Annotated in this window: 28 protein-coding genes and 2 tRNA genes; 19 read left to right on the top strand and 11 right to left on the bottom strand. The window is 63.6% G+C overall.

What is annotated here, in order from left to right; genetic code table 11:
- Nucleotides 1–259 precede the first annotated feature (259 nt).
- Nucleotides 260–787 carry a winged helix-turn-helix domain-containing protein gene (locus OPC11_RS11440; RefSeq protein ID WP_007980002.1) on the top strand — a complete coding sequence of 176 codons (528 nt, stop codon included), beginning with the start codon at nucleotides 260–262 and terminating at the stop codon, nucleotides 785–787.
- Nucleotides 788–864: 77 nt separating this feature from the next.
- Here the strand turns inward: OPC11_RS11440 and OPC11_RS11435 are convergent, their stop codons facing one another.
- The 3 genes from OPC11_RS11435 to OPC11_RS11425 form a co-directional block, all read right to left on the bottom strand.
- The gene (locus tag OPC11_RS11435) at nucleotides 865–1,302 is read right to left on the bottom strand and encodes a MaoC/PaaZ C-terminal domain-containing protein (RefSeq protein ID WP_026177829.1); all 438 of its coding nucleotides are present in this window, start codon (nucleotides 1,300–1,302) and stop codon (nucleotides 865–867) included.
- 1 nt (nucleotide 1,303) lies between these two features.
- The gene (locus OPC11_RS11430; RefSeq protein WP_264781935.1) at nucleotides 1,304–3,265 is read right to left on the bottom strand and encodes a 3-hydroxyacyl-CoA dehydrogenase NAD-binding domain-containing protein; all 1,962 of its coding nucleotides are present in this window, start codon (nucleotides 3,263–3,265) and stop codon (nucleotides 1,304–1,306) included.
- Nucleotides 3,266–3,423: 158 nt separating this feature from the next.
- Nucleotides 3,424–4,524 (bottom strand): phosphotransferase family protein, encoded by a 1,101-nt coding sequence (locus OPC11_RS11425; protein WP_264781934.1) that lies wholly within the window; start codon nucleotides 4,522–4,524, stop codon nucleotides 3,424–3,426.
- Nucleotides 4,525–4,703: 179 nt separating this feature from the next.
- Here OPC11_RS11425 and OPC11_RS11420 point away from each other — a divergent pair, with 179 nt between their 5' ends.
- Nucleotides 4,704–5,921 (top strand): acyl-CoA dehydrogenase family protein, encoded by a 1,218-nt coding sequence (locus tag OPC11_RS11420; protein WP_264781933.1) that lies wholly within the window; start codon nucleotides 4,704–4,706, stop codon nucleotides 5,919–5,921.
- 15 nt (nucleotides 5,922–5,936) lie between these two features.
- Here the strand turns inward: OPC11_RS11420 and OPC11_RS11415 are convergent, their stop codons facing one another.
- The gene (locus OPC11_RS11415) at nucleotides 5,937–6,662 is read right to left on the bottom strand and encodes an HAD family hydrolase (RefSeq protein ID WP_264781932.1); all 726 of its coding nucleotides are present in this window, start codon (nucleotides 6,660–6,662) and stop codon (nucleotides 5,937–5,939) included.
- 141 nt (nucleotides 6,663–6,803) lie between these two features.
- On the opposite strand from OPC11_RS11415, the gene OPC11_RS11410 reads away from it, so the two are divergent.
- From OPC11_RS11410 to OPC11_RS11400, 3 genes are all read left to right on the top strand, one after another.
- Nucleotides 6,804–7,583 carry an SDR family NAD(P)-dependent oxidoreductase gene (locus tag OPC11_RS11410; protein WP_007979989.1) on the top strand — a complete coding sequence of 260 codons (780 nt, stop codon included), beginning with the start codon at nucleotides 6,804–6,806 and terminating at the stop codon, nucleotides 7,581–7,583.
- 76 nt (nucleotides 7,584–7,659) lie between these two features.
- Complete coding sequence (locus OPC11_RS11405; RefSeq protein ID WP_264781931.1) at nucleotides 7,660–7,914, top strand: hypothetical protein; 255 nt, start codon at nucleotides 7,660–7,662, stop codon at nucleotides 7,912–7,914.
- Nucleotides 7,904–8,410 carry a hypothetical protein gene (locus tag OPC11_RS11400; protein ID WP_264781930.1) on the top strand — a complete coding sequence of 169 codons (507 nt, stop codon included), beginning with the start codon at nucleotides 7,904–7,906 and terminating at the stop codon, nucleotides 8,408–8,410. Before OPC11_RS11405 ends, OPC11_RS11400 begins: the two co-directional genes overlap by 11 nt.
- Nucleotides 8,411–8,629: 219 nt before the next feature.
- On the opposite strand, the gene OPC11_RS11395 is transcribed toward OPC11_RS11400, so the two are convergent.
- Nucleotides 8,630–8,704, bottom strand: a tRNA-Ile gene (locus OPC11_RS11395).
- Nucleotides 8,705–8,806: 102 nt separating this feature from the next.
- Nucleotides 8,807–8,879, bottom strand: a tRNA-Asn gene (locus tag OPC11_RS11390).
- A 102-nt stretch (nucleotides 8,880–8,981) separates the two neighbouring features.
- Between OPC11_RS11390 and cca the strand changes: the two genes are divergently transcribed.
- From cca to OPC11_RS11365, 5 genes are all read left to right on the top strand, one after another.
- Complete coding sequence (gene cca, locus OPC11_RS11385) at nucleotides 8,982–10,331, top strand: CCA tRNA nucleotidyltransferase (protein ID WP_264781929.1); 1,350 nt, start codon at nucleotides 8,982–8,984, stop codon at nucleotides 10,329–10,331.
- Nucleotides 10,332–10,518: 187 nt separating this feature from the next.
- On the top strand, nucleotides 10,519–10,698 hold the full coding sequence (locus OPC11_RS11380) for an HVO_0416 family zinc finger protein (RefSeq protein ID WP_007979979.1): 180 nt from the start codon (nucleotides 10,519–10,521) through the stop codon (nucleotides 10,696–10,698).
- A 139-nt stretch (nucleotides 10,699–10,837) separates the two neighbouring features.
- A complete protein-coding gene (locus tag OPC11_RS11375) occupies nucleotides 10,838–10,996 on the top strand; it encodes a hypothetical protein (protein WP_264781928.1) in 159 nt (52 codons plus the stop codon).
- A gap of 70 nt (nucleotides 10,997–11,066) precedes the next feature.
- On the top strand, nucleotides 11,067–12,893 hold the full coding sequence (locus OPC11_RS11370; protein WP_007979977.1) for an ATP-dependent helicase: 1,827 nt from the start codon (nucleotides 11,067–11,069) through the stop codon (nucleotides 12,891–12,893).
- 99 nt (nucleotides 12,894–12,992) lie between these two features.
- A complete protein-coding gene (locus tag OPC11_RS11365; RefSeq protein WP_264781927.1) occupies nucleotides 12,993–14,504 on the top strand; it encodes a carboxypeptidase M32 in 1,512 nt (503 codons plus the stop codon).
- Nucleotides 14,505–15,049: 545 nt separating this feature from the next.
- Here OPC11_RS11365 and OPC11_RS11360 read toward each other — a convergent pair.
- Nucleotides 15,050–15,292, bottom strand: a complete 243-nt coding sequence (locus OPC11_RS11360) for a hypothetical protein (protein ID WP_007979975.1) — start codon at nucleotides 15,290–15,292, stop codon at nucleotides 15,050–15,052.
- Between the two features lie 90 nt (nucleotides 15,293–15,382).
- Here OPC11_RS11360 and OPC11_RS11355 point away from each other — a divergent pair, with 90 nt between their 5' ends.
- Nucleotides 15,383–15,976, top strand: a complete 594-nt coding sequence (locus tag OPC11_RS11355) for a riboflavin synthase (protein ID WP_007979974.1) — start codon at nucleotides 15,383–15,385, stop codon at nucleotides 15,974–15,976.
- Here OPC11_RS11355 and OPC11_RS11350 read toward each other — a convergent pair.
- Nucleotides 15,973–17,199 carry a PrsW family intramembrane metalloprotease gene (locus OPC11_RS11350; protein WP_264781926.1) on the bottom strand — a complete coding sequence of 409 codons (1,227 nt, stop codon included), beginning with the start codon at nucleotides 17,197–17,199 and terminating at the stop codon, nucleotides 15,973–15,975. The two genes, OPC11_RS11355 and OPC11_RS11350, sit on opposite strands and share 4 nt — an antisense overlap.
- A gap of 161 nt (nucleotides 17,200–17,360) precedes the next feature.
- Here OPC11_RS11350 and OPC11_RS11345 point away from each other — a divergent pair, with 161 nt between their 5' ends.
- On the top strand, nucleotides 17,361–17,534 hold the full coding sequence (locus OPC11_RS11345; RefSeq protein WP_007979972.1) for a hypothetical protein: 174 nt from the start codon (nucleotides 17,361–17,363) through the stop codon (nucleotides 17,532–17,534).
- 117 nt (nucleotides 17,535–17,651) lie between these two features.
- Nucleotides 17,652–19,079, top strand: a complete 1,428-nt coding sequence (locus OPC11_RS11340) for a DUF402 domain-containing protein (protein ID WP_264781925.1) — start codon at nucleotides 17,652–17,654, stop codon at nucleotides 19,077–19,079.
- 431 nt (nucleotides 19,080–19,510) lie between these two features.
- On the opposite strand, the gene OPC11_RS11335 is transcribed toward OPC11_RS11340, so the two are convergent.
- Both OPC11_RS11335 and OPC11_RS11330 read right to left on the bottom strand, forming a co-directional pair.
- Nucleotides 19,511–19,897 (bottom strand): NifU family protein, encoded by a 387-nt coding sequence (locus tag OPC11_RS11335; RefSeq protein ID WP_007979970.1) that lies wholly within the window; start codon nucleotides 19,895–19,897, stop codon nucleotides 19,511–19,513.
- 82 nt (nucleotides 19,898–19,979) lie between these two features.
- On the bottom strand, nucleotides 19,980–21,518 hold the full coding sequence (locus tag OPC11_RS11330) for a hypothetical protein (protein ID WP_264781924.1): 1,539 nt from the start codon (nucleotides 21,516–21,518) through the stop codon (nucleotides 19,980–19,982).
- Between the two features lie 194 nt (nucleotides 21,519–21,712).
- Here OPC11_RS11330 and OPC11_RS11325 point away from each other — a divergent pair, with 194 nt between their 5' ends.
- The 5 genes from OPC11_RS11325 (at nucleotide 21,713) to OPC11_RS11305 (ending at nucleotide 23,029) form a co-directional block, all read left to right on the top strand.
- Nucleotides 21,713–21,868, top strand: a complete 156-nt coding sequence (locus OPC11_RS11325) for a hypothetical protein (RefSeq protein ID WP_007979968.1) — start codon at nucleotides 21,713–21,715, stop codon at nucleotides 21,866–21,868.
- Between the two features lie 42 nt (nucleotides 21,869–21,910).
- Entirely contained in the window at nucleotides 21,911–22,189 is a 279-nt protein-coding gene (locus OPC11_RS11320) for a 50S ribosomal protein L37ae (RefSeq protein ID WP_007979967.1), read from the top strand.
- Entirely contained in the window at nucleotides 22,189–22,323 is a 135-nt protein-coding gene (locus OPC11_RS11315; protein WP_007979966.1) for a DNA-directed RNA polymerase subunit P, read from the top strand. Before OPC11_RS11320 ends, OPC11_RS11315 begins: the two co-directional genes overlap by 1 nt.
- Nucleotides 22,324–22,328: 5 nt before the next feature.
- Nucleotides 22,329–22,595, top strand: a complete 267-nt coding sequence (locus tag OPC11_RS11310; RefSeq protein WP_007979963.1) for a KEOPS complex subunit Pcc1 — start codon at nucleotides 22,329–22,331, stop codon at nucleotides 22,593–22,595.
- Between the two features lie 143 nt (nucleotides 22,596–22,738).
- On the top strand, nucleotides 22,739–23,029 hold the full coding sequence (locus tag OPC11_RS11305) for a hypothetical protein (RefSeq protein WP_232423790.1): 291 nt from the start codon (nucleotides 22,739–22,741) through the stop codon (nucleotides 23,027–23,029).
- An 18-nt stretch (nucleotides 23,030–23,047) separates the two neighbouring features.
- Here OPC11_RS11305 and OPC11_RS11300 read toward each other — a convergent pair whose 3' ends face one another.
- Nucleotides 23,048–24,034 carry an NAD(P)-dependent oxidoreductase gene (locus tag OPC11_RS11300; protein ID WP_264781923.1) on the bottom strand — a complete coding sequence of 329 codons (987 nt, stop codon included), beginning with the start codon at nucleotides 24,032–24,034 and terminating at the stop codon, nucleotides 23,048–23,050.
- A gap of 84 nt (nucleotides 24,035–24,118) precedes the next feature.
- On the opposite strand from OPC11_RS11300, the gene OPC11_RS11295 reads away from it, so the two are divergent.
- Entirely contained in the window at nucleotides 24,119–24,787 is a 669-nt protein-coding gene (locus OPC11_RS11295) for a helix-turn-helix domain-containing protein (protein ID WP_264781922.1), read from the top strand.
- Nucleotides 24,788–24,888: the final 101 nt, after the last annotated feature.

The raw sequence follows: 24,888 nt of genomic DNA, 5'->3' as shown, positions 1-24,888 counted from the left end.
AATGCTTGTAACGACGACGCGAGCAGTAACAGACGTCAATGAGATCGCAACCGCACCACCTCCGCCCTCGGCCCTTCCCAGCCTCCTCGCTCGTTCCCGTTCGCACGGGAACGTCACTCGTCCCTCGCGCGCCGCTCGTTGCACTCGCTTCCGCGCGCCGACCACCACGATTCGCAGCTATCCGAAACGAACACAACTCTCGATTTTCTCGCGGCGTTCGAAGGAGAACTATGATAACCCGCTCTCCGGAAGGAGTACTATGACCGACGAGACGGATTCACCGGAGTGGAAGTTCAAGGAGCGGGACATAGCGATTCTGCGGGAGTTGACGCGGGACCCGCAACTGTCCTCGCGCGAGCTCACGACCATTCTCGCGGAGGAGTACGACATCGAGGTGTCGCACGTCACCGTGAGCGAGTCGATTCGGGAGATGCGTAACGAGGGCGTGTTCCGGGAGGCCATCATCCCCAACGAGGAGTACTACATCTTCGGCCTGTTCGAGTTCAAGTTCAACCCGGAACACTTCGCGGACAGTTGGCGCGCCGCGATGGAATACATCCGCGACGACCCCAACACGCTGTTTTACTTCCTCTCTGACGGCGAGTACCAGTGGAAGACGGTGATGATGTTCCCCAACCGGCAGGCGGAGTCACAGTGGATTCACGAGTTCTACAAGGAACACGGGGACGTCATCGACAACATCCGCAACTCGGTGGTGCACAACGTGCTCAAGTTCCGCACCGACCCCGAGATATTCGAGGGGCTGAACGACGAGCACATGGAGTAGGTCGCGTCGCCCGCGCCGGTCCCCGCTTCGCTACCGGACGAACGGGCGTCGTTACCGCACGAGATGAACGGACACCGTTACCGCACGAGCGAGAGGAGTTCGCACGACAGCACGACTTCCTCGCGCTGGTTCAGAACTTCGGCTTCGTATCGAACGACGCCGGTCGCGGTCGGGTGGTCCCTCCGTTCCTTTTCGAGCAGTTCCAACTCGACGTGAATCGTGTCGCCGAAGAAGACGGGCGCTCGAAAGCGGAGTCGGTCCACGCCGTAGAACGCGACTACTTCCGCACGGTCGTCGGCGATGCGCCGCGTGAGTCCGGTCATCGCCGAGAATACGAGCGCGCCGTGGGCGATTCGCTCCCCGAACTCCGAATTTTCCATCTCGGTCTCGCTGGTGTGGAGCGTGTTGAAGTCGCCGCTCACGCCCGCGAAGTTCACCACGTCCGCTTCGGTGATGGTTCGTGAAGGGGTCGTCATTCGACGGCCGACGTCCAGTTCCTCGAACGAGAGCGCCACGTCACTCACCCGTGAATTCGGGGTCGCGGTCCTCGCGGAACGCGGCGGTCCCCTCGCGCACGTCGTCGGTGCTCATGAGCAGGCCGAAGCCCTGACTCTCCATGGCGAGCGCGGCGTCGAGGCTGGCGTCGCCCCCTTCGTTCATCACTTTCTTCGCCACCTTCAGGCCGAGCGGCGGCCCTTCGAGCAGGTCGTCCACGAACTCCGCAACGACGTCCTCGAACTCGTCGGCGGGGACGGCGCGGTTGATGAGACCCCACTCCTCGGCGCGGTCGGCGTCGATGCGGTTGCCTCGGAACACGAGTTCCTTGGCGCGCGTCTCGCCGAGCAGTCGAAGGAGGCGCTGGGTGCCGCCGCCGCCGGGAATCAGGCCGAGGCGAATCTCGGGCGACCCGAACTCGGATTCCTCCGTGGCGATTCTGAGGTCACAGGCCAGCGCCAACTCCAATCCAGCGCCCAAACAGTAGCCGTCCACCTTGGCGACGGTCGGGCGCTCGAAGTCGTTGACCGTCTCGAACGTCGGCGTCACGTCCATGAAGTCCGTCGGGGTGGCGTCGGCGAACCCGCCGATGTCGGCTCCGGCGCTGAACGCCCGGTCGCCAGCGCCTTCGAACGTGACGCACCGAACCTCGTCCACGTCGACCGACGTGAGCAGGTCGTCGATTTCGCCCAGCAGGTCCGCAGAGAGGGCGTTCATCCGTTCCGGCCGGTCGAGTTCCACGGCGAGCAGTCCGTCCCCTGTGAGGTCGTAGTTCAAAAATCGGTAGTCGCTGGGCCCGTCGCCGCTCGTGCCGTACTCGTGGAAGCCTTCTCCCGCGTCCTCGCCGGTCTTCCCCGCCTCGACCAGTTCGACGAGGTAGTCGTCGGGTTCGAATCGGTCCTCGCCCGTCTCCTCGTGCAGGGTTTCGAGTTTGTCGAGGACAACGTTGAGGCCGAGTTTGTCCCCGCGTCGGCAGATTCCCTCCGGGAAGCCGAGGCCGAGGCGAACGCCGGTGTCGATTTCGTCGGGTCGCGCCACGCCGTCGCCGACCAGTCGCGCCGCCTCGTTGACCATCCGCGCCTCGACTCGGAGGGTGTCGAATCCCTCGCCGTCACCGGGTTCGTAGTTGACCCCTTCGCCGTCCTCGTACTCGTAGTACCCCCGCCCCGTCTTTCGACCGAGTTCGTCGTTCTCGACCTTTTCGGCCATGATGGGCGGAATCTCCCGCCCCGATTCGTTGCGGACGTGGTAGCCCACGTCGATGCCCGTGAGGTCCATGAGTTCGAACGGCCCCATCGGGTAGCCCCGCTGGTGGACCATCGCGGCGTCCACCTCGCGTATCGTGGCCTCGTCGTTCGACACCATCCACGCCGGTTCGTCGCCGAACGGCCCGAGCACCGTGTTGACGACGAAGCCGCGGACGTCCTTGCGCACGTAAATCGGCGTCTTGCCGAGCGACTGTGCGAACTCGTAGGCCGCTTCGGCCGTGTCGTCGCTCGTCCGGTCGCCGTAGATGACCTCGACCAAATCCATCTTCACCGGCGGGTTGAAAAAGTGCATTCCAACAACGTCCTCCGGCCGCGAGGTCGCACCCGCCATCTCGGTGACGCTCAGACTGGACGTGTTCGACGCCAGAATCGCGCCCTCCGGCGCGAACTCGTCGAGGTCGGCGAAAACGTCCTTCTTGAGGTCCATCCGCTCGGGCACCGCCTCGATAACGAGGTCCGCGTCCGCGACCGCCGATTCCAACTCGACCCCCGTGTCGATGCGGTCGAGCACGTCCTCGGCCGGTTCGTCGAGTCGTCCTTTCTCGGCCAACTTCTCCAGACTCCACTCGATGTTCCCGTATCCGTCCGCGACGAACTCCTCTTTCACGTCGCGCATTGTCACGTCGTATCCGGCGATGGCGGCGACTTCCGTGATTCCGTGCCCCATGTTTCCGGCCCCGAGAACCGTCACTCGCGCAATGTCCGTGTCCGTCATGCGACCGACCGTTTCGGCCCGCGGTATCTTAACTCCACCGCGGGACTGTTATTTCTGTAAGCGAAAAATGCACATTTCACAAGTATCGGTGCTATAGAGGGCTTTTCAAAAACAGTTTGTTAAATGCTTCCCATTCCGTTCACCCCGTCGCGGAGTCCTCACAGCGGTTCCTCGCCGTCCAATATCCCCTTCGCGCGTCGGGCGAGGTCCGGAACGCGCTCCTCCATCTTCGGGTACATCGGGTCGTCGCTGTTGCCTTCGAGGTAGCGCCGGTAGAACATCTCGCCGAGCGCCGCGAGTTTGTACACCGCGAGCGCCCGGTAGAACCGGTCGTGGTCGTACTCGATGCCCGTCTCGCGCTCGTACCGCTCGACGAGTTCTCGGCGAGTCGGATACGCCGCCGCCTCCATGAACGTGGCCGTCAGTTCCGGGGTCGCCGGGTCGGGGTCCCCGGCGTCGCGCCAGTAGGACAGCATCCACCCGAGGTCGGCCAGCGGGTCGCCGAGCGTCGCCATCTCCCAGTCGAAGACGCCGACGATTTCGGGCGGCGTCTCCGGCCCGTACATCACGTTATCGAGTTTGTAATCGCCGTGAACCAGCGCGTGTTCGTGCTCCGTCGGACAGTGTTCGACCAACCACTCGCCGACCGTCTCCAGTTCCGGGACGGCCCGCTCCTCGGCGGTGCGCTCGAACGCCCAGTCCAACTGCTTGGTCCACCGCTCGACCTGTCGTTCGGTATATCCCGACGGGTACCCGAACTCGCCCAGCCCCACGGCCTCGTAGTCGAGCGTGTGAATCGCCGCGAGCGTTCCGACCAGTTCCTCGCCGACTCGCCGCCGCGCGTCGGCCGTCCCGAAGCGCTCGGGTTCCTCGTCGCGGAGCACGTCGCCCGAGAGACGCTCCATCACGTAGAAGTCGCTTCCGATGACCGAGTGGTCCTCACAGGCCAGTACGGTCCCCGGAACAGGAACGTCGGTGCCTTGGAGCGCGTCCATCACCCGATACTCGCGGAGCACGTCGTGGGCCGTCTCGGCCGTCTCGCCGGGCGGCGGCCGCCGGATGACGAGTTCCCTGTCGCCCCACGTCACGAACAGGGTCTCGTTGGAGTGCCCCTCCGCGTGGTGGGAGACGGCGTACTCCGTCGCCTCCCCCAGTTCCGCCGCGAGGTAGTTCCGTAGCGCGTTCCTATCGACGAGCCGGTCGAAGTAATCGCGGTCGTCGGCTGTCTGGTCGTCGGCTGTCTGGTCGTCCTCTGTCATTAGTCCTTCTCCCGTGTCTGCCGTCGGTTCTTGATCGTTACGCCGCCCTCTCGGGGCTGCTCAGACCGCCATCCCGACGACGGGTTTCGTGTCGATTGTACGTCCAACTTCGGTATAGAACTTACGAGGGTAATTCTGACGGGGAAATATTTTTACACTGGTGAATAGGGGTTGTGGGTATGGAGTACGACGACCCGAAACGCGGGACGGAAGTCGCCGAACGCGTCCGAACGTTCGTCCGCGAAGAAGTCATCCCCGTCGAACGGGACCACCTCGGCGAGGGGCCGGTGTCGGACGACACCGTTCGACAGCTTCGAGAGACGGCGCGCGAGTACGACGTGTACGCACCCCAGATTCCCGAGGAACACGGCGGCATGGGAATGGATTTCGGTGAGGTGCTGCCCGTCTTCGAGGAGGCCGGGCGAAGCCTTCTCGGCCCGACCGCCATCCGCGTCGATGCGCCCGACGAAGGGAACATGCACACGCTGGAACTCGTCGGAACGGAGGAACAGAAAGAACGGTGGCTCGACCCGCTGGTGGCGGGCGAGGCCAAATCCGGCTTCTCGATGACGGAACCGAACACGGGGGCGGGGTCGGACCCCAAGATGCTCCGGACGACCGCGGAGCAGGACGGCGACGAGTGGGTCATCAACGGTCACAAGTGGTGGACCACGCAGGGAAGCGAGGCCGACGTGCTGTTGGTGATGGCGCTCACCGACCTCGACGCTCATCCGTACGAAGGCTGTTCCATCTTCCTCGTGCCCGCCGACACGCCCGGCGTGGAAATCGTCCGGGACATCCCGCACGTCGGCGGCGGCGTCACCGGGATGAGCCACGCGGAAATCAAGTACGAGAACGTTCGAATCCCCGAGGAGAACCTGCTCGGCGCGGAGAACGCCGGGTTCGCCATCGCCCAACGGCGACTCGGCCCGGCGCGACTCACCCACTGCATGCGCTACTCCGGCATGGCCGAACGGGCCATCGACATCGCCAAAGCCTACGCCGACCAGCGGCAGGCGTTCGACGGCCCGCTCTCGGAGAAGCAGTCGATACGGTTCGAGGTCGCCGACATCGAGATGCGACTTCACGCCGTCCGAACCATGGTCCGCCACGCCGCCCGTCAAATCGCGGCGGGCGAAGAGGCCCGCATCGAGGTGGCGATGAGCAAAGTGTACGCCGCGAACGTCGTACAGGACGCCATCGACGCGGCCATCCAGATTTGCGGCGGGAACGGTATCGGCAAGGACCTGCCGCTCGCGGATTTCTACGAGAACGTCCGGCAGTTCCGCATCGTGGACGGCGCGGACGAGGTGCACGAGCGCGTCATCGCCAGGAATGCCTTTTCCGACCTCGACCCGAGCGAAGTCGAACACCTGACCCGGTACGACGCCGAGTAGTTCGGCGCGACCGACTCAGTTTTCGCTCGTCCCTTCGTCTTCTACGCCGACTATCGAGAGCACTTCTCGAAGGTCGTCGATGGCGTAGTCCGTCTCTGGACCCTCCTCGGCACCGTACCCGATGGCCGTCATCCCCACCGCGGACGCACCGGCGACGTCGTGCTCGTAGCGGTCTCCTATCATTGCCGCGTCGCTCGGCGACACGTCCGCCGCTCGGAGGGCCGTCTCGAACATCCGCGGGTCGGGTTTGGTTCGCCCGACCATCTCGGACGTCGTGATGGAATCGAACCGCTCTCTCACGCCGAACGTCTCCAGAATTCGCATCCCTTCCTCGGTGTCCACGTCGCTGACGACGCCGACGTGTATTTCCGTTTCCCCCGCCAGTCGCTCTATCGCCTCGACGGCACCGGGATTGGGCCGGAGCATCTCGGTCGTCACCGACTCGAACACCGGCCGCCACTCGTCCTCGGGTATCGGCTCCCCGGTAATCTCGTCCACGGCGCGGTCGTAGGCGGTTCGCGCGCGGCGGAACTCGGTCCCGTCGCGTTCCCGGAAGTAGGTCCCAACCGCGGTGCGCCACCGCGCGAGCGCGTCCTCCACCGACGTCTCCGGTGCGTGCCGCTCGACGATGGTCCGAACGAACGCCTCGTGCGCTCGGCGAACCGACCTACTGTCGAGGATGACGCCGCCGATGTCCCAGAACACCGCTCGCCACTCCGTCCCGCCCGCGGATTCGACCATGCCACGGATCCGCTCTCCTCGGGAATCAAGATAACGATTACAAACCACAGCCCATATTTATTAACGCGAGGCGAGATAGTAGTCGTTGTAGTTACCAATGGAAAGACTCGCTTCGAATCAGCCGACCCCGGAGGAAATCGTATGACCGTCGAACAGTTCAGCGTCACCGGCAAGACCGCAATCGTGACGGGCGCGTCGAGCGGTATCGGGAAGACCATCGCCGAGCGATTCGCCGCCGACGGGGCGAACGTCGTCGTCTGCTCGCGCGAACTGGAGAACGTCGAACCCGTCGCCGAGGGCATCGCGGAAAGCGACCGCGAGGGACGAGCGGTCGCGGTCGAGTGCGACGTGACCGACCGCGACGCCGTGGACGCCCTCGTGGACGCCACCGTCTCCGAGTTCGGCGGCGTGGACATCCTCGTCAACAACGCGGGAGCGAGCTTCATGGCTCCCTTCGAGGACATCAGCGAGAACGGCTGGAAGACCATCGTGGACATCAACCTCCACGGAACCTATCACTGCACGCAGGTCGCCGGAGAGCACATGCGCGAGAACGGCGGCGGGACCGTCATCAACCTCGCCAGCGTCGCGGGACAGAAGGGCTCGCCCCACATGAGTCACTACGGCGCGGCCAAGGCGGGCGTCATCAACCTCACATCCACGCTCGCCTACGAGTGGGCGGACGACGACGTGCGGGTCAACTGCATCGCACCCGGATTCGTCGCCACGCCGGGCGTCGAGAGCCAGATGGGCGTCAGCGCGGACGACATCGACCGCGAGAGCGTCAAGCGCCGCATCGGAACCACCGAGGAAATTGCCGACCTCGCGCAGTTCCTCGCCAGTCCCGCCTCCTCGTACCTCGTCGGCGAGACCGTGACGGCCGCCGGTGTCCCGCCGATTCTCGAAACACCGGACGTGTGAGTCGGTTCGGCGGGCCTCGTTTGCTTTCCGCTCGAACTCGGATTCGACCGTTTCAAAAATCTTATCTTGCCGACAGTTGGTCGTCCTGATATCCCCCGCCTGTGACGACGGTGCGAAACGGACGGCACGACGCCTCGACGCGTACGGCTATCCCGTCACGGTCATCAGTCCGGACCCGACCGCGCCGTCGTCGTCGCCACCGGACGCCGCACACGGCTACGCGTCCCTCGCCCGTGGCAGCCGACTGAACGACCTCCGAAGCGCGGGCATCCCCGTCCTCGATTGGGACCCGACCGACCCGTTCGAGGAGGTGCTGTATCGTGATTCGTAACCCGGGACTCGCCGACGGGACGCCCCCGCTTTTGAGCAGTGCCGTGACGCTCCTCTCGGCGTTCGCCGTTCTCTTCCTCACCGCCATCTCCGTGTACACGCTCGCCGCCGGTGTGTTCGGCCTCCTCTTCCTTCTCGTCGGCCTCGTCCGCGGTTCGTCCGGCGTCTTCTCCCTGGGAATCGCCCTGCTCTTCGTCGCCGTCGTGGTCGCCGGTCTGCTCGGGATGTCACCGCTGTTTCTCCTCCTCGCGGGCTTCTTCACGGTTCTCTCGTGGGACGTCGGCCACACCGGATTCGGTATCCGCGAGGAGATGGGTCGCGGCGTTTCGACGCTCCGCATCGAACTGGTCCGTTCGGCGAGCAGTCTGGTCGTGCTCTCCGTCGGAGCGGCTATCGGGTACGCGGTGTTTCGCACCGCGACCGGCGAGCAGTCGCTCCTCGCCCTCGTCGCGCTCCTCGTCGGCGCGGTCGCGCTGTTGATAGCGCTTCAGGAATGAGGATTCTCGAAGGATGGCCTGTAAATCGCTGACGCTCACACACGCTACGCGGTGCTCGCGGATTGTTCGACAAGAAATGGGCCCTATCGGATTCGAACAATGTCGAGACGTTCCTGCTCGTCTCACCTTCGGTTCGACTACGCGGGCATGCGACTCGCCTCGTTCGAATCTTCGGGCAGCATACTGCTGGTGCTCACGAACGAAGTTCGCACCAGCAAATGGGCCCTATCGGATTCGAACCAATGACCACCCGGTTATGAGCCGAGCGCTCTAACCAGACTGAGCTAAGGGCCCGGTCAGTCAATCGTAATCTGGCATACCTCTTTAGCGTACCGGGTTTCGGATGGGCCGTGCCGTTCGTAGAACGCTCTTACCGAACACAAATAATCAAAGAAGCGCCGCCGCCAGGGCTCGAACCTGGGACAACCTGGGTAACAACCAGGTGCTCTACCAACTGAGCTACGGCGGCTTCCAACTGCATTCCCAGGTAGGTGGAGTCCTTTGATAGGGCTTTCGTTTTCGTTCGAACGCATCGATACGCTTTCACGCCTTCGTGGAAAACTTTCGCTCGATGGCACGGTTCGAGGAGGTCGTCTCAGCGGTTCGAGCGCGGATACGACCCGACGCCGACGAACGGGAGCGACTTCGAGCGGCGGCCGGGGAGTTGACCGAACGCGCCGAGGAGGCGATTGCCGACTTGTCGGTGGACGCCGACGTGATTCAGGTGGGGAGCACCGCCCGCGGGACGTGGACGAGCGGCGACCGGGACATCGACCTGTTCGTTCGGTTTCCGCCGGAGATGGACCGGGAGGAGTTGGAATCGCTCGGGTTGGAACTCGGGCACGCCGTCCTCCCGGACGGTCACGAGGAGTACGCGGAACACCCGTACGTGAAGGGGCAATTCGACGGCTTCGACGTGGATTTCGTTCCCTGCTATCGCGTCGAGTCCGCGACGGACATCCAGTCGGCGGTGGACCGCACGCCGTTCCACACGACGTATCTCGAAGCGCGGTTGGACGACGACCTCGCCGACGAAGTGTTGCTGTTCAAGCAGTTCCTCAAGGGCATCGGCGCGTACGGCAGCGACCTTCGGACGAAGGGCTTTTCGGGCTATCTCGCGGAACTGCTCGTCCTCGAATACGGCGGTTTTCGGGAGGTGCTCGAAGCGACGGCGGAGTGGCACCCGCCCGTCCGGTTCGACCCGGAGGACCACGGGACGGCGACGTTCGACGACCCGCTGGTGGTCATCGACCCGACGGACCCGGAACGCAACGTCGCCGCCGTCCTCTCGGCCGAGAACGTCGCACGGGTGCAACACTACGCCCGCGACCTGCTCGAAACGCCGCGCGAATCCGTGTTCTTCCCCGAGCCGCCGGACCCTCTCGCGCCCGAGGAAGTCCACGATTTCATCGCCGAGCGGGGGACGACCCCGGTCGCGGTTCGCTTCGACGCGCCGGATGTCGTCGAGGACCAACTGTATCCGCAACTCCAGAAATCGCTCGCGGGCGTCGGTGACGCCCTTTCGCGGCGTGGTTTCGACGTGCTTCGGGCCGACCTCTTCGCCGACGAGTCCGCGGTTCTCTTCTTCGAACTCGCGGTCGCCGAACGCCCGGCTATCGAACGCCACGACGGGCCGCCGGTTCACGTCCGCGCTCACGCGACCGGTTTTTACGAGAAGTACGCCGATTCGGACGCCTACGGTCCGTTCATCGACGGCGACCGCTACGCGGTCGAACGGGAACGCGAGTTCACGAGCGCCGTGGACTTCCTCCGGAGCGACGCAATCCTCGACGCCGCGTTGGGCGTCCACGTCGAATCGACGCTGAAAACGGGCTACGACGTCCTCTCCGGCGACGAGACTGGGCTGTTGGCCGAGGAGTTCGGGACGGAACTCGCCCGGTATTTCGACCCCAAACCCTGAGGTCGCCCTCGGTATTTTCCCCCAATCCCTGAGCCACCTCTCGGTACTCCACCCCAATCCCTGAGCCACCTCTCGGTACTCCACTCCAATCCCCGAGCTTCGATTCGCCGATTTTCGCAGCTATCGCTACGTGTGGGTCTGTTTGACCATCAGGGTTATATGGGTGGTGTGCCTTACCATAGCATGTATGGCCTCCGCACCAACCGGAGACGACGAATCCGTGTTCGACCAGTTCCTCGAAGATCGCGGCCACGAAACCGACCGAGTAGACTGGGAACAGGAGTATAATAAAAAGCAGTGTCCGGAATGTGGTGGACTTCATAACCGGTCCGCGACCGAGTGTACGGTCTGTGGTTGGAATCCGTAACCCGTCCTGATTCCTCGAACTTCCCTCGTATCGTCTTTCGACCACTACCCTTCGATTTTTCGGCGTTCCGGCGCACATTCCTTGACTGCGTGTCGATAGACATTTGATGTATTATTTCCAAACTTTAGGCGTTGAGTATATGCCCGAATGTCAGAATTGCGGCTCGTTCGTGACGACGGCGTACGCACGGGTGTTTACGCCCCCCGACGTGACCAACCCTCGTGTCTGTCCGAACTGCGAGGACAAGGTTCGAGACGGCGCGAACGTACGCGAGGCGCGTTCATCTCGCGGCACGTGACTGGTGCCTGAATCCGATTCACGTCGTTTTATACGTTCCCAGCACTTGTGCTGGTGTAATGACCACGCCAATGGCAGAGACGGACGCAAAAGTGACCCGGTTGTTCGGTGGCCCGGGGAGCGGTAAAACCACCGAACTACTCGACAGAGTAGAGGACATTCTTTCACAGGATGGCGTCACGGTAAACGACCTCCTCGTCGTTTCGTACACTCGCGCCGCGGCAAACGAAGTTCGAGAGCGCCTCGCCGAGCGACTCGACGTCGATCCACGCTCCCTTCAGGGGAACGTCTGTACGATGCACGCGAAAGCCTACGAACTACTCAATCTCTCTCGCGGTGATGTCGTCGGTGAGAAGGACAAAAAGGAGTTTTGTGAAGACTACGGTCTCGAATACGAGGACGAGTACAGCGGCTCGGGCCGCCGCACCGCCCGGTCCACGACGCTCGGAAACAAGATTATCGCCACCTCCCAGTGGCTCCAGCGAACCCGGCGACAGGTCGCCGACTGGTACGACGTTCCCTTCCAGTGGGACGTCGAGACGGTTCGCCTCCCGCCGGACATCGACCCGAACGCACAGGAAGGGAACAAGTACACCCCGACGTGGCCGAGCAGCGACGACCGGTTCGACGTTCCCGAAGCCATCCGTGCGTGGCGGAAGTACAAGGGCGACGAGGGACTCGTCGGCTTCGCCGACATGCTCGAACGCGTGAAACAACGCTCGCTCCTCCCGAGCGTCGATTACCTCGTCATCGACGAGTTTCAGGACATCACCCAACTCCAGTTCGACATCTACGAGGAGTGGAAAGACCACATGGAGAACGTCCTCATCGCCGGTGACGACGACCAGGTCGTCTACGCGTGGCAGGGCGCGGACCCGAAACTGCTCCTCGGCGAGGGCGGCGAAGACGTGATTCTCGACACCTCGCACCGACTTCCCTCCCGCGTCCTCAAGGTCGTCCAGCAGGAGGTCACCCACATCGACGAGCGACAGGAGAAGAACCTCAAACCGCGCAAGGAGGGCGGCACCGTCGAGGCGGTGGAGAATCCGTCGATGCTGGACCTCGTGCGCAACGTCCGCTACACCATCGAGGAGTTCGACGGCACCGTGATGGTGTTGTTCCGCGCTCGCTACCAGATGTTCCGCTTCGTGGACGAGTTCATCGACGAGGGGATTCCGTTCCGCACGCTGACCGACCAGCGGATGTGGACCGACCGACTGAACCAGTACGTCGATGCGGTCGAGCAGATTCACGAGGACGAACCAATCGACGGGCTTCAGGCCCGACGCCTCGCGGACATGCTGACCGAATCCACGTTCGGTACGAACGAGCGCGACGAGATGTTCGACGCCATCGACGAACGCAAGGAGGAAGAAGAGGTGGACGACCTCACCGAACTGGAGTTCGACGCCGACTTCGTGCGGAACTTCGCGCCGTTCATGCCCGGTCCGAAATCCGCATCGGACATGGTTCGGAAGGTCACGAGCTACCAGAAGCGGTCCATGAAGGCGTACTTCAGCGGCCGATATCAGGATATGGACCGGAGCCGCGTCCGTATCGGAACCATCCACAGCGCCAAAGGTCGTGAAGCGGACCACGTGTTCATCGGCACCGACCTGACCGAGAAGGTCGTCGAGCAGATGGCGGCGACCGTCGAAAACGAGGGCATCGACGTGCCCAGCGTTGACGAGTTCACCGCCGGAACCGACCCCGTTCCGATTCTCACTGACAACGAACGCCGCGTCTTCTACGTCGGCATGAGCCGCGCCCGCGAGCGCCTCGTCGTCATGGAGAACCTCGTCAGCGGCGCGCCGACGCTCGAACTCGACGTGCTGTTGTACAACGAACCGAACGGAAAATCGGTGGACGACATCCTCGACGCCGCGGAAGCGAAATAGCCGAACGGTATCGACACCGCGGTTCTGTCCCGCTCTTTCGTCTTTTCGTCTTTTCCGATACCCGTGCATTGATACCGTTTCACGATGCACACTCCTCTCATGGCAACAGCCGAACAAGAATCGGACTCCGCCTACGCCGAGCTTCTCGACCGGGAACGACGAATCTCGAACGTCGAAAACGCCGGGATGATTCTCTACTGGGACCAGCAGACGAAGATGCCCGAGGGTGGCACCCCCGCCCGTGCGAAGCAACTGTCCGCGCTCCAGTCCATCGGCCACGAACTGCTCACCGACGAGCGGACGGGCGAACTCCTCGACGAACTGGAGAGCGAGGACTTGGACGACGAGCGGGCCGCCGTCGTGCGCGAAGTCCGGCGCAAATACGACCGCGCGGTTTCCGTCCCGAGCGACCTCGTGGAGAAGATTTCCGAAACGACGAGCGAAGCGCAACCGGCGTGGCAGCGGGCGAAGACCGAAGACGAGTTCGAGACGTTCGCCCCCTATCTCGAACGACTCCGCGAACTCCACATCGAGCGTGCGGAGCACATCGCTCCGGACGAGGACCCCTACGAAGTCATGTTCGAGGACGGCGAGCCGTATCTCCCGCTCGAACGCGTCGACGAGATATTCGACGAACTCCGTGAGGGATTGGTTCCGCTCATCGAGGACATCGAGGAGAACGGCGCGGACATCGCAGCCGACGCGTTCGCCGGGACGTTCGACCCGGCGGACCAAGAGGCGCTCTGTCGGGATGCGCTCGACCTGTTGAACTACGACTGGGACCGCGGCCGCCTCGACATCGCCCCGCATCCGTTCATGTCCGGGACGCAGTTCGACGCCCGGGTGACGACCCGATTCCACGAGGACGAGTTCGTGGATCCCATCTTTTCGACGATTCACGAGTTCGGCCACGCCACCTACCAACTCGGTTTGCGGGACGACGCCTACGGCACGCCGCTCGGCCAGTCGCGGAGTTCGGGGATTCACGAATCCCAATCGCGGTTCTGGGAGAACCACGTCGGTCGGACGGAGGCCTTCTGGGAGTTCTTCCTCCCGACCGTGACCGAGCACTTCCCCGAGTTCGATGACGTAACGGCCGAGGACGCCTACGAAGCGGCCAATCAGGTGTTCACGGACAACCTCATTCGCGTCGAGGCGGACGAACTGACCTACCACATGCACATCATCCTCCGCTCCGAAATCGAGCAGGAGTTCGTTGCCGGAGACCTCGACGTGGACGACATCCCCGCCCGCTGGAACGAACTCATGGACGAGTACCTCGGCGTCCGCCCCGACACCGACTCGGAGGGCTGCCTGCAGGACATCCACTGGACGAGCGGCTTCGCCAGCTTCCAGAACTACACCGTCGGCAGTGTCTTCGCCGCCCAACTCTGGGCGACCATCGAGGAGGAACTGGACGACCCGATGGAACTCATCCGCGAGGGTGACTTCGCCCCCATCCGAGACTGGTTGACCGAGAACATCCACGAACAGGGGCAAAAGTACACCACCGACGAACTCATCGAGGAGGCGACCGGCGAACCGCTTACGGCGGAGTACTTCCTCGACTACGCGACCGAGAAGTACGGCGAGATTTACGAGTTGGACTGAGCGGCGCGAGGGAGGAGACGCAGATTTCGTCGCGGATTTCCGAAACCCCGCTTTTGACGCTCGACCGTGCTCTCGTCGTGAATATACTGTGTGATACTGGATACTACTAAAATATACTTCATCCCACTATCCACTCTCAAATTATACTATCATTCTTCTCATTCTACTAGTTGCTATCCTATCGTACTGTTCCCTAACGAGGAGAACGGACGATACCGTGCCGACCGCGGACTGGGGTCCTCGCTCCCCGCACGGGCGCTTTCGGCGGTTATCCGTCCGGCCGAAACGATGGCAGTTCGTGCAACCGCTTGGTGGGCGCGGTCGGCGACCGCGCCCGCCTGCCGTCCGGGATGGTGGAACAGGCGGTGAAAGGGTGGCGGAAAGAGCGGCGGAAAAAGCGGCGGGGTGGGTGGTCCCTAGCAGTCGCGGTCGTAACTGCCGCGTTCGAGTTTCCGGTTGCGACGTCGTCGTTTATCCCCTTGCGTCGTCCATCCTTGCCGACGTTCTCCCGGTTTGCTCGTGTGCGAAAATCCCCGTTTTTCGTCCTACTCTTCGTCGTCGTCGGTTTTCGCAACCTTGCCGACGACCTTCTGTGCCGCGCTGGTGGGCACGTCGGAGGGGGTCGTCAGTTTCTCGCGGAGGAGGACCATGAGGACGCCGATGGCGACGAACGCGCCGCCGAGGGCGGCCTCCCCCGCGATGATGCGGTCGATACCCAAGAGGGCGATGGGGAGGGCGAGCACCAGCGTCGCGGCGAGACTCACGGTGTCGAGGATGCCCAGTTTCATGCCCGTACTTCCGTCCCCCCGACCAAAAATCCGCCGTCACGGCCTCCCGATTCGGAACCGTTTTCAACCGCTCGGCGTAACAGTTCCGTTATGTTTACCGGAATCGTTGCGGAAGTCGGCGAGATTCGTCGCGTCGAGGAGACCGAGGGCGGCCGTCGGCTCACCATCGCGGCCGACGAGGTGCTTTCGGACGTGGCAGACGGCGCGAGCATCGCCGTCAACGGGGCCTGTCTGACCGTCGAAGAGTTCGACGACGACTCGTTCGAGGTGTTTCTGGCGGCCGAGACGGTGGCGAAGACCTACCTCGGCGAAATCGAGGAAGGGGATGTCGTCAACCTCGAACGCGCGCTTCGGGCCGACGCCCGCCTCGACGGGCACTTCGTGCAGGGGCACGTCGATACGACGACCGAGGTCGTGGACGTGCGCGAAGTAGGTGAAGATTGGGAGTACGAGTTCGCCGTCCCCGAGGCGTTCGGCCAGTACATCGTCGATAAGGGATCGGTCGCGCTGGACGGCATCAGCCTCACGGTGGCCGAGAAAGGGGAGGACACGTTCACCGTCGCCATCATCCCGACGACGCGGCGGGTGACGAACCTCTCGGAGAAGGAACCCGGCGACCCCGTGCACCTCGAAGTGGACGTGCTGGCGAAGTACGCCGACGAACTGCTCGCGGAGCGGCGTTAGAAGTCGAAGTTCGAAAACTCGTCGGAACGTTCGTCTTCGGCGTTTTCGTCCTCTTCGTTGCTTTCGTCGCTTTCGTTCTCCTCGTTGCTCTCGGTGTCGTTCCACCCACCGTTGGCGAAGTCCGTGTCGCCGTCGTTCCCGAGTAGGCCGCTTTCGGCTTCGTCGCCGAGCAGTCCGCTGCCGTCGCCCGAGTCGAACTGCACGGGTTCGCGTCGCTTCCGCGGTTCGGGTGCGTCCCGTCGCTCGTCCGCGCCGTCTCCTTGCTTTTCTTCCACCTCGGCGTACATGACGCGGTAGCGCGATATCTTCCGGTAGAGCAGGTAGCCGAAGAAGCCGTCGTAGACGAACACGAACGCGATGTAGGCTATTTCGACGGAGACGCTGGGGTAGAAGGCGGATATCACGTTGGGAACGAACCCGACGAGCGTGTTGTACGTCGCGTGGATGAACGCCGCGATGAGGAGGCCCTTGACCGCGATGGGACCCGCGTTCTCGCGGTTGAACTTCGCCAAGCCGAGGTAGTAGCCCGCGAACGCGGAGTAGATGACGTGACCCGGTCCGGCGAACAGTCGAAACACGGCCGTTCGCCCGACGTTCAAAATCGAGTCGGTGCCCGTGGACGACAGAACACTTTGGCTGATGTAAATAGCGTTCTCGATGGTGGCGAAACCCAACCCGGCCATCGCGCCGTAGACGGCCCCGTCGATGACGGCGTTGAACTTGTCGCTCCGGTAGGCGAACAACCGCACGGCCAGCCACTTCACCGTCTCCTCGACCGGGCCGACGATGAGGTAGAAGTAGAGTACCGCCCCGAAGAGCGGAACGCCGGTAAACACCGGTTGCAGAGCGGAGTTGAACACGGCCGCGAACATGGCAAAGAGGACGCCGAGGAGGAACGTCCCGACGAGAAGCGGTAACGGTTCCGACATGGTGACGTCGGCGTACCAGATGTAGGCCGCGAGCGCGAACGCGGGAACGACCGAGAGGAGGACGAACGCGCCGACCTCCGGGTCGCTCAACACCGCCAATCCGCCGAAGACGAACTGCACCAGGAGAATCGCCGCGGCGAGGAGAACGATCAAGGCGCGCGTCGAGACTACGAGCGCGCCGTACAACTTCGTCGCAAACCAATCGAGACGCGTCCGTTCCTCCCACGTCGAGATGCCGTATAGATCGACCGAATCGTCCATCCCGCGAGCGACCGGGTCCCGTTTCTCGTCCATGTTTCGAGTTCGCACAGCCGAAGAGTAAATCGTTCGGCACGAGTTTCCTTTGATTCCTAGTATGGGTATATATGACGTATTATTCCTGTAGGGTCACTCTTAATAAGTAGAATCGCACATCACGTCACACCATGACACCCGTCAGCCAGAGCCGAGGAATTATGTACTCCGCACCGCCGAAAGAAACGACACGACGAGACAACGACGACGCCGCTGACGAAGCGGCCGATGACGCGACCGAACCGTCGGACGACGTGGAAACGCCGTCCGTGGCTGACCCCAATTCGAGCGTCACCGACGCGAATTGGACCGGTACCGTCCCCGCCGACGACTGATTTCTCCCGCGACCGACCGAACCTCGTCATCCTGAAAACCCCTGCCCGCCAACCGGCGGGTATGCACGCTCTCTCGCTCGATACGACGACCGACCCCCGTTCGTTTCTCTATCAGCCATGAGCCGAATCCGCATCAGAGGAATCTACACCACCGCACTCACGCACCTGCTCGGTGACGAGTTCGAGGTGGTGCAGGCCTCACCGCCCATCAGGCGTCGGTTCGACGAGTCGTTCGACACCGGCGAGTACGACGCCACGGTCGAGACGACCGACGACAGGCAGGGCGTCGGCATCTCCGGGGACCCCGAAACCGTCTCCCACGTCGCACGTCGGGTGGCGGATACCGCCATCGACACCTTCCACTGGCAGGACTCGGCCCCGCGCGGGGCACTGTTCGATGGCGTAGTCAGCGACACCCTCGGAAGCGGTGCCGTCGTGGACCTCGGCGACGACCGCGGCGAGGGCTTCCTCCCGTTCCGCGCCATCGACCGTCGAATCGACGACGGCGACCACGTTCGCGTGCAGGTCCACGACCCCGAACCGCCGTGGTCGCGCGACCGCTCCCTCCTCGGAACCGACGTGCAGGTGTTCGGCGGCGTCGCCAGCCTCTCGAAGGGGGTGAACGAAGTCGTCGCCAGCGCGCCGGACGACGCCAGCAGGCGCGAACTCGCCCGCACGACCGAGATGCTTCCGACCGACGTTCCCGACGAGTGGGGCGTCCGCTGGGAGTACGCCGCGGCCGACGCCACGCTGGACGAGATGAACGCCGCCCTCTCCGCGGCCGTCGAACGGGCCGAAACCATCGACGGCGCGCTGGCCGAGGAGACCGACGTTGACGGTCCGCGAACCGTCGCCGCACCCGAGGAAACGGCGTGGCTGTGGTTCGGCCGCGAATCCCGATTCGAACTGGACGAGGCTCGCCGGGAGGTCACGACCACGCTCCCCGGCCATCACCGAATCAAGGCCGCCGACTCGTCGGCGAGCACGGCGGTCGATTTCGCGGAGGACCTCTACGGCGACAGCGGGGAGGCGTTCGACGGGATGCCGACCGGCGCGACCCTTCGCGGGTTCGGCCCCGATGCGGACGACGAGGTGTTCATCGACCACGGCAAGCCCGACGGTCGCTGTTTCTCGTTGGGCAAAGGGGCCGTCGCGGAGGCGGACCCCGAGGCCGGAAAGTACACCGTCCGACGCGAGATGGGGAGTTCGGGGACCTACGACGCCATCGGCACCGACCGCGAGCGCGGCGACGTGGCAATCACGAAGTTCCGCGAGGGCAGATGGTGGTATCCGACGGCCTACCGGAGCGAAAATGGGAAATCGAAGGGCACCTACGTCAACGTCTGCACGCCCGTCGAACTGTTTCCCCGGTCGGTCCGCTACGTGGACCTCCACGTCGATGTCGTGAAGCGACCCGACGGCACCGTCGAGCGGGTGGACGACGACGAACTCGACGCGGCCGTCGAAACGGGCCACATCTCCGAGGAACTCGCCGAAAAGGCCCGAAGCGTCGCGGCGAGCGTCGAGAAAGTGTTGTCAAAGTAGCGCAAACAGCGGGCATTGGCCGGTGACACGACCGCCGGAAACGGCTGATGACACAACCGCCGGAAACGGCCGATGACACGACCGCCGGAAACGGCCGATGACACAGCCCCCTCGTCGCTAGTATTCTCACCGGAAAATCTTCGATTTTCCGGGCCGACGACTGAATGGAGCCGAACGACTCACCCAGCGAGTCGTTCGGGAAAATAAAGGAGGAGTGTCTTCGTGAGCGGAGCGAACGAAGGCCAGGAAGTCGCAGCCCGCGGAGCGAAGCGAGCAGGAACGTCTTCTGCTGCTTTTGGTCGAGCTTTTACAGGAAATGCGAGGGAGCGAAGCTCCCTCGTTCCTTCACGGCTTCGCCGTGAAGAAGACTGCCAGCGGTCGGGTCGCTTCGACCCGACCGCTGGCTTGCGACCGTCGTAAAAGGTGGTGCTTTAGAAGTGCTCGTTCTCGCCCGGCGTGTTCAGTTTCCCGCCGCGTCCGCCCTCGGAGCGGTCGATGCCCATGACGCTCTCGGCTTGGTCCGTCTTCCACTGGCTGGTGCCGTCGTCGGCGATGCGGACGGTCACGTCGTCCACCTCGTCGAACTTCTTGAGGAGTTCGACTTCGATGTTCTGGGAGGTGATCGGGGTGATGGAACACCCGCCGCAGGCACCGCCGAGTTCGATGACGACCTCGCCCGATTCGGGGTCCGCTTTCCGAACCGCGCTCGTCCCGCCGTGCATCTGGATGATGGGCATCTGGGCGGTGAGCCAGCGCTCGACCCGTGACGTGAGGTCGTCCGCCGACTCCGCGGCGTCGGTCGTGCTGTTCTCGCTCATACCGTATCGTAGGAACTCGAAGTATGGTAAGCTTGGGGTTCGCGGTCGGGATTTCGGCGGAAATCGTTCCCGAACAATCGGCTCAGTTTTGTCCCCGGAAGCGCTTCCAGACGCCGACCCCGAGTATCGACAGCCCGGCGACGCCCGCGCCGAATCGGCCTTCCTTGGTCAACGAGGTCCCGCCGTCGTCCGAGCCCGTGGTCCCGTCGCCTCCCGTGACGGGTTTTGAGGTCGTGGTTTCCGAGGCGGTTCCCGTCCCCGTGAGCGACGGCGGGTTTCGTTGTTGGCCCCCGCGGTTCGGGAAGGTGTAGAGACCGCCTCGGCCGTCGCCTTCCTGACCCATGCTGCCGCCGATGAACACGTCGTCGGAAACGCGCTGGGCGGTCCAGAACGCGGCTTCGCTGGGCTTTCGCCACCACGCGAGTTCCGTCGGGTTGGCCGGGTCGCTCACGTCGAACAGCTTCACGCCGCCGCTGTACCACGACGTGTAGAGGCGGTCGCCGTCGAAATCGAAGTTGTGCGAAGTCGTCCACCCAGTTGCCGAACTCCCCTGCCCGCACTCGTGGCAGTCGTGGCCCGACGCGACGCCGACCGGCGAGAGCGATGCGGCGACCGACGAGAGCGACGCCGCGAAGTCGTAACTCGGGTCGTCGGTCTTCGGCGGCCGAATGGTCGCGAGCTTTCGTGGCTTCGTCACGTCCGAGATGTCCCAGAGGTCGATGCCGCCCGGACCGGTCGTGTCGGGGCCGTCGGTGTCCCACGCCTCCTTGTTGCAGGCGAGCAGGGAGGCGTCCTCGTTCGTCATCACGAAGTGGGCGTTTCCCGGCAGGCCGATGACCGCTTCCTGTTCCTGCGAGGACGGAATCGAAGCGAGGTCGTCCACCGACCGCCCGCCGAAATGCGAGACGTACGTGGGTCGTTTCGGATCGGACACGTCCACGACCCACGTTCCGGCGTCCCACTGCGCGAGGTACGCCCGTCCGTCGTGGACCCAGACGTCGTGCAGCGTCCGCACCCACGAGTCCACATCCTTCCAGTCCTCGTCGTAGTCCACCATCGACCACCGGCCGACTTCCGTCGGTGCGTCGTTCGATACGTCCACCAGCACGAGCGGATTTCCGTCCCCGTCGTTGCCGGTGAGGTAGGCGATGTCGTCCTTCAGGAAGGCGTTGTGAATCGGAAACGTCGTCTCGTGGAACGCCACCCGTTTCGGGTCGGTCGGGTCGCGCACGTCGTACAGCAGGACGCCGTGCACCGCGTCGCTTCCGATGGGGTTCGCGGGACCGGCGACGAGCAGTCGGTCCCCGTCCACCTTCGCGTCCCAAATTTGGAGGAGCGGGCCGCCGTCTCGCTGGGCGAGGAGGTCGTGGCGCTCTGCCATCACCGTCGGCTGTTTCGGGTTTCGGATGTCCACCGTTGCGAATCCGTCCGTGGTGGCGACGAACGCGGTCTTCCCGTCGTTTCCGACCACCGCTTCCTTGGCGTTCCTGATGGCGACCCGTCCGAGCGGTCGGTACGCTTCGGTGTCGGCGACGCCATCCGATACGACCCCACCCGACGCGAACAGAGACGCGGCCCCACCCCCAACAGCGGCGGTACGGAGAAACTCTCGCCGATGCATGACACGGTAATCGGTCGGAAACGGAATAAACACGAGGGTGGTGAAACGATGGCGTGGACCGTTCGTGCTGGATGCCGGTTCCGACCTAGCCGAAGGTTTTGTGTTTCCCGCTCTCGACCGTTCCCGTTGCTTCCGCATTCGCACTCGTCGAGCAGCCCCAGCGTTTTTGGGGTTGCGTAATTATATGTAATTACATGGCCTCACGCTACGACGCGGTACTCGCGGCGATTCCGACGCTATCGGGCGGTGGGTTCGTGGCCGGGCAGTTCACGTCGTTTCCGATGACGATACTCGGCCTGCTCGGAGCGGTGCTGGTCGTCGGGTACGCGTTGGCTCGACCACCGGTCTAACTCAAAGGCTTTATCAGTCCTCTCGGGTTATTTCTCGGTACTATGGCCGAAGACTCTCGATCACGAACCGGTAGCGCCGGTCGGTTCGGGGCGCGATACGGTCGCGTCGCGCGCAAGCGCATCTCCGAAATCGAAGCGGACATGAACGAAAACCACACCTGCCCGGACTGCGGTAACGACACCGTGGACCGACAGGGTACGGGCATCTGGGAGTGCGGTCGGTGCGGCTACACGTTCGCCGGTGGTACCTACCGCCCGCAGACGCCTGCCGGACGGACCGTCAAGCGTTCCATCCGCGCCGCATTGGCTGACGACGAATAATGAGCTACAAGTGTTCGCGCTGTAAGCGGGATGTCGAACTGGACGAGTACGGCGGCGTTCGCTGCCCGTACTGTGGACACCGCGTCCTGCTGAAAGAGCGCAGCCGCGACGTCAAGGAAGTCAACGTCCGGTAGCGCCCGTGTCTCACGACGCGCTTCTCGATTTCGAGTACGACGCCGAGGAGCGTGCGGTCCTCGTTTTTCGGAGCGTCGAGCAGGAGATCGGCGAAATAGACGACGACCGTTCTTGGACGACCGTCGAACGCGACGGGAACACGGTTTCCGTCCGCGTCGAGGCCGAGGACCTCATCGCCCTCCGTGCGGCGCTGAACACGTGGCAAACGCTCGTGGGCGTCGCCGAGACGGTCGCCGAAACGGGTGATTCGGTACGCGAACTGTCACTCTAGATTGTTCAGATACTTTGTCGATTGTATCGACGGATTTGTGTTCGTGGGGTTCCTTACGCTGGTACCGTGCTGCAGAAGAGATGGGAAACCAGTAACCGCCACGAATGGGTGTCCCCACTGACTCCCCTCGGGTGGCGATAGGCGTGTTCGACCGACTCAACCCGTTCGGACGGAAAAAGAGCGACGACGAAACGGGTGATTTCGACCGCGACCATCGTATCGTGATTCGATGCCCCGAGACGATGACTCCCATCGCCACGGAGCACACCGACCCCGACGACTGGGATTCCAGCGTCGCGGATGGCGAAGGAATTGCGACCTACGACTGTCCCGCCTGTGGCGACCAGCACCGCTATCTCTGGGGGCCGCCGGTGCCGCTCTGTCTGGACGACGAGGACGACGAGGACGACGTGATTCTGTTCGAGAGCGAGTGAAACGCGGCGAATCTCGATTCATTTTCTACGCCACTCGTAGCCGTCTCCATCCGCGACGAGCAGTCCGTCGTCTCGCCACGTTTCGACCACCTCGTCCAGTCCGTCCCGATAACTCGAATATCGCGGGTTCCAGTCGAACGTCTCCCGGAACCGTTCGTTCGTCGTCGGCATCGAGTTCGTCAGCAGGCGCACCGAGTGCTCACCGACGAACGGTCGGGCGACCCAGCCGGGAATCCGTCGCGGTGTCGGTGCTCCGAGACGCTTCGCGAACGCCGTCAGCATCGTCGCGAGAGAAACCGGTTCGTCGTCGGTGACGTGCCAACGGCCGGTCGCGTCGGACTCGACCGCCGCGGCGAACGCTCGCGCGGCGTCCTCGACGTGGAGAATCGAAAGCGCCGCATCCCGTCGCCCGAGGGGGCCGTCGCCCAGAATCGGGAATTTCCGGTCGAGCAGGCCGGACCCCATCTGTCGGGTGTGCGCCGATTCGGCGGAGTAGAACCAGCCACAGCGGAGGATACCGACGTCGAAGTCTCCGTCCTCTCCGCCCCGCCGAACGATTCGCTCGGCGTCGAGCGCGGAGCGCGTCGTGCGGTCGGGGTTGGGCGGAGCCTCCTCGTCGAACGTCCGTCCGTCCGGTTGGCGGGCGACCCAGACGATGCTCTGGAGGAGGAGCCGATCGGCATCGATTTCGTCTGCGACCGAGACCAAATTTCGCGCCCCTTCGGCGCGCACGCGGTCGTTTTTGACCCACTCGTCGTCGGTCGGTTTCTTGCTCGTCGGAATCGCCGTCGCGGCGTGAATCAGCACGTCACACCCTTCGGCGGCGGAAACGAGCGACTCCTCGTCGAGGATATCCCCGCGTCGCGGTTCCCCGCCGCGCTCGGCGACCAGTTCGTCTCCTCGCGCATTTCGAGAGAGTCCGACGACGCGATGGTTCCGTACCGCGAGTTCTGCGACGAGTTCGCGACCGAGGACGCCGGTCGCACCGGCGACGAAGACGTTCATACTCGATAGTTCGTTCGAGCGGCCGATAGCGGTTCTGCCGCAGTCCTCTGGACGATTTATAAGCTCCCGAACGTGACGTACGGTATGAAATATCTCCGTTTGGTGCTCGACCCCGGAGAGACGCCCGTTCATCCCGTGTACGGGATTTTGACCGGTGCGGAGTACGTCGAGGACGCCCGTGCGCTCCACGGCAACCCGTCGGACCTCCCGGAAGACATCGTGACCCTCCTCTTGTACGTTCGCGGCGATGTCGAGCGGTTCACCGCCGCCCTCGACGAAATTTCCGAGGTGATGACGTACGACGTGACGTCCATCTCGGACGAGGAGTTCTACTGTTACGTCCACAACGAGACGACGGCGGTCGACGGGGCGTTGTTCTCCGCGTTCTCCCGGGAAAGTATCGTTCAGTTGTCCCCCGTGAAGTATCACGACGACGGTCGAGCCACGTTCGCCGTCGGCGGGTCGGCGGCCGCGCTCCAGGACGCCATGGGCGACGTACCGAAGGGTGTCGACCTCGACGTCGAACTCGTCGGCGACGGAGCGACGGGCCACGAGTCCGTCGTGCGGTCGCTCAGCGAGCGTCAGCGGGAGGCCGCCCGAATCGCGGTCGAACTGGGGTATTACGACGTACCGCGGCGGGCAAGCCACGAGGACGTCGCCGACGCGATGGGCTGTGCGCCGAGTACGGCCGCGGAACACCTTCGCAAGGCCGAGTCGCGTGTCTTCGGGGAGGTGTTCTCGCGAACGGAGTGAGCGGGAGCCAGCCTGAACTGGTTCTGGTGTGTTCTCGTGAGTGACGAAGGAACGAACGAGGGCCAGTCGAAGCACGTTTCGACGCGTTCCCGCGAGTCAAA

The sequence above is a fragment of the Haladaptatus sp. T7 genome (assembly GCF_026008575.1).
GTDB lineage: Archaea > Halobacteriota > Halobacteria > Halobacteriales > Haladaptataceae > Haladaptatus > Haladaptatus paucihalophilus.
The sequence above is the reverse complement of the archived record's forward strand: the minus strand, read 5'-3'. Positions and strand labels throughout refer to the sequence as shown.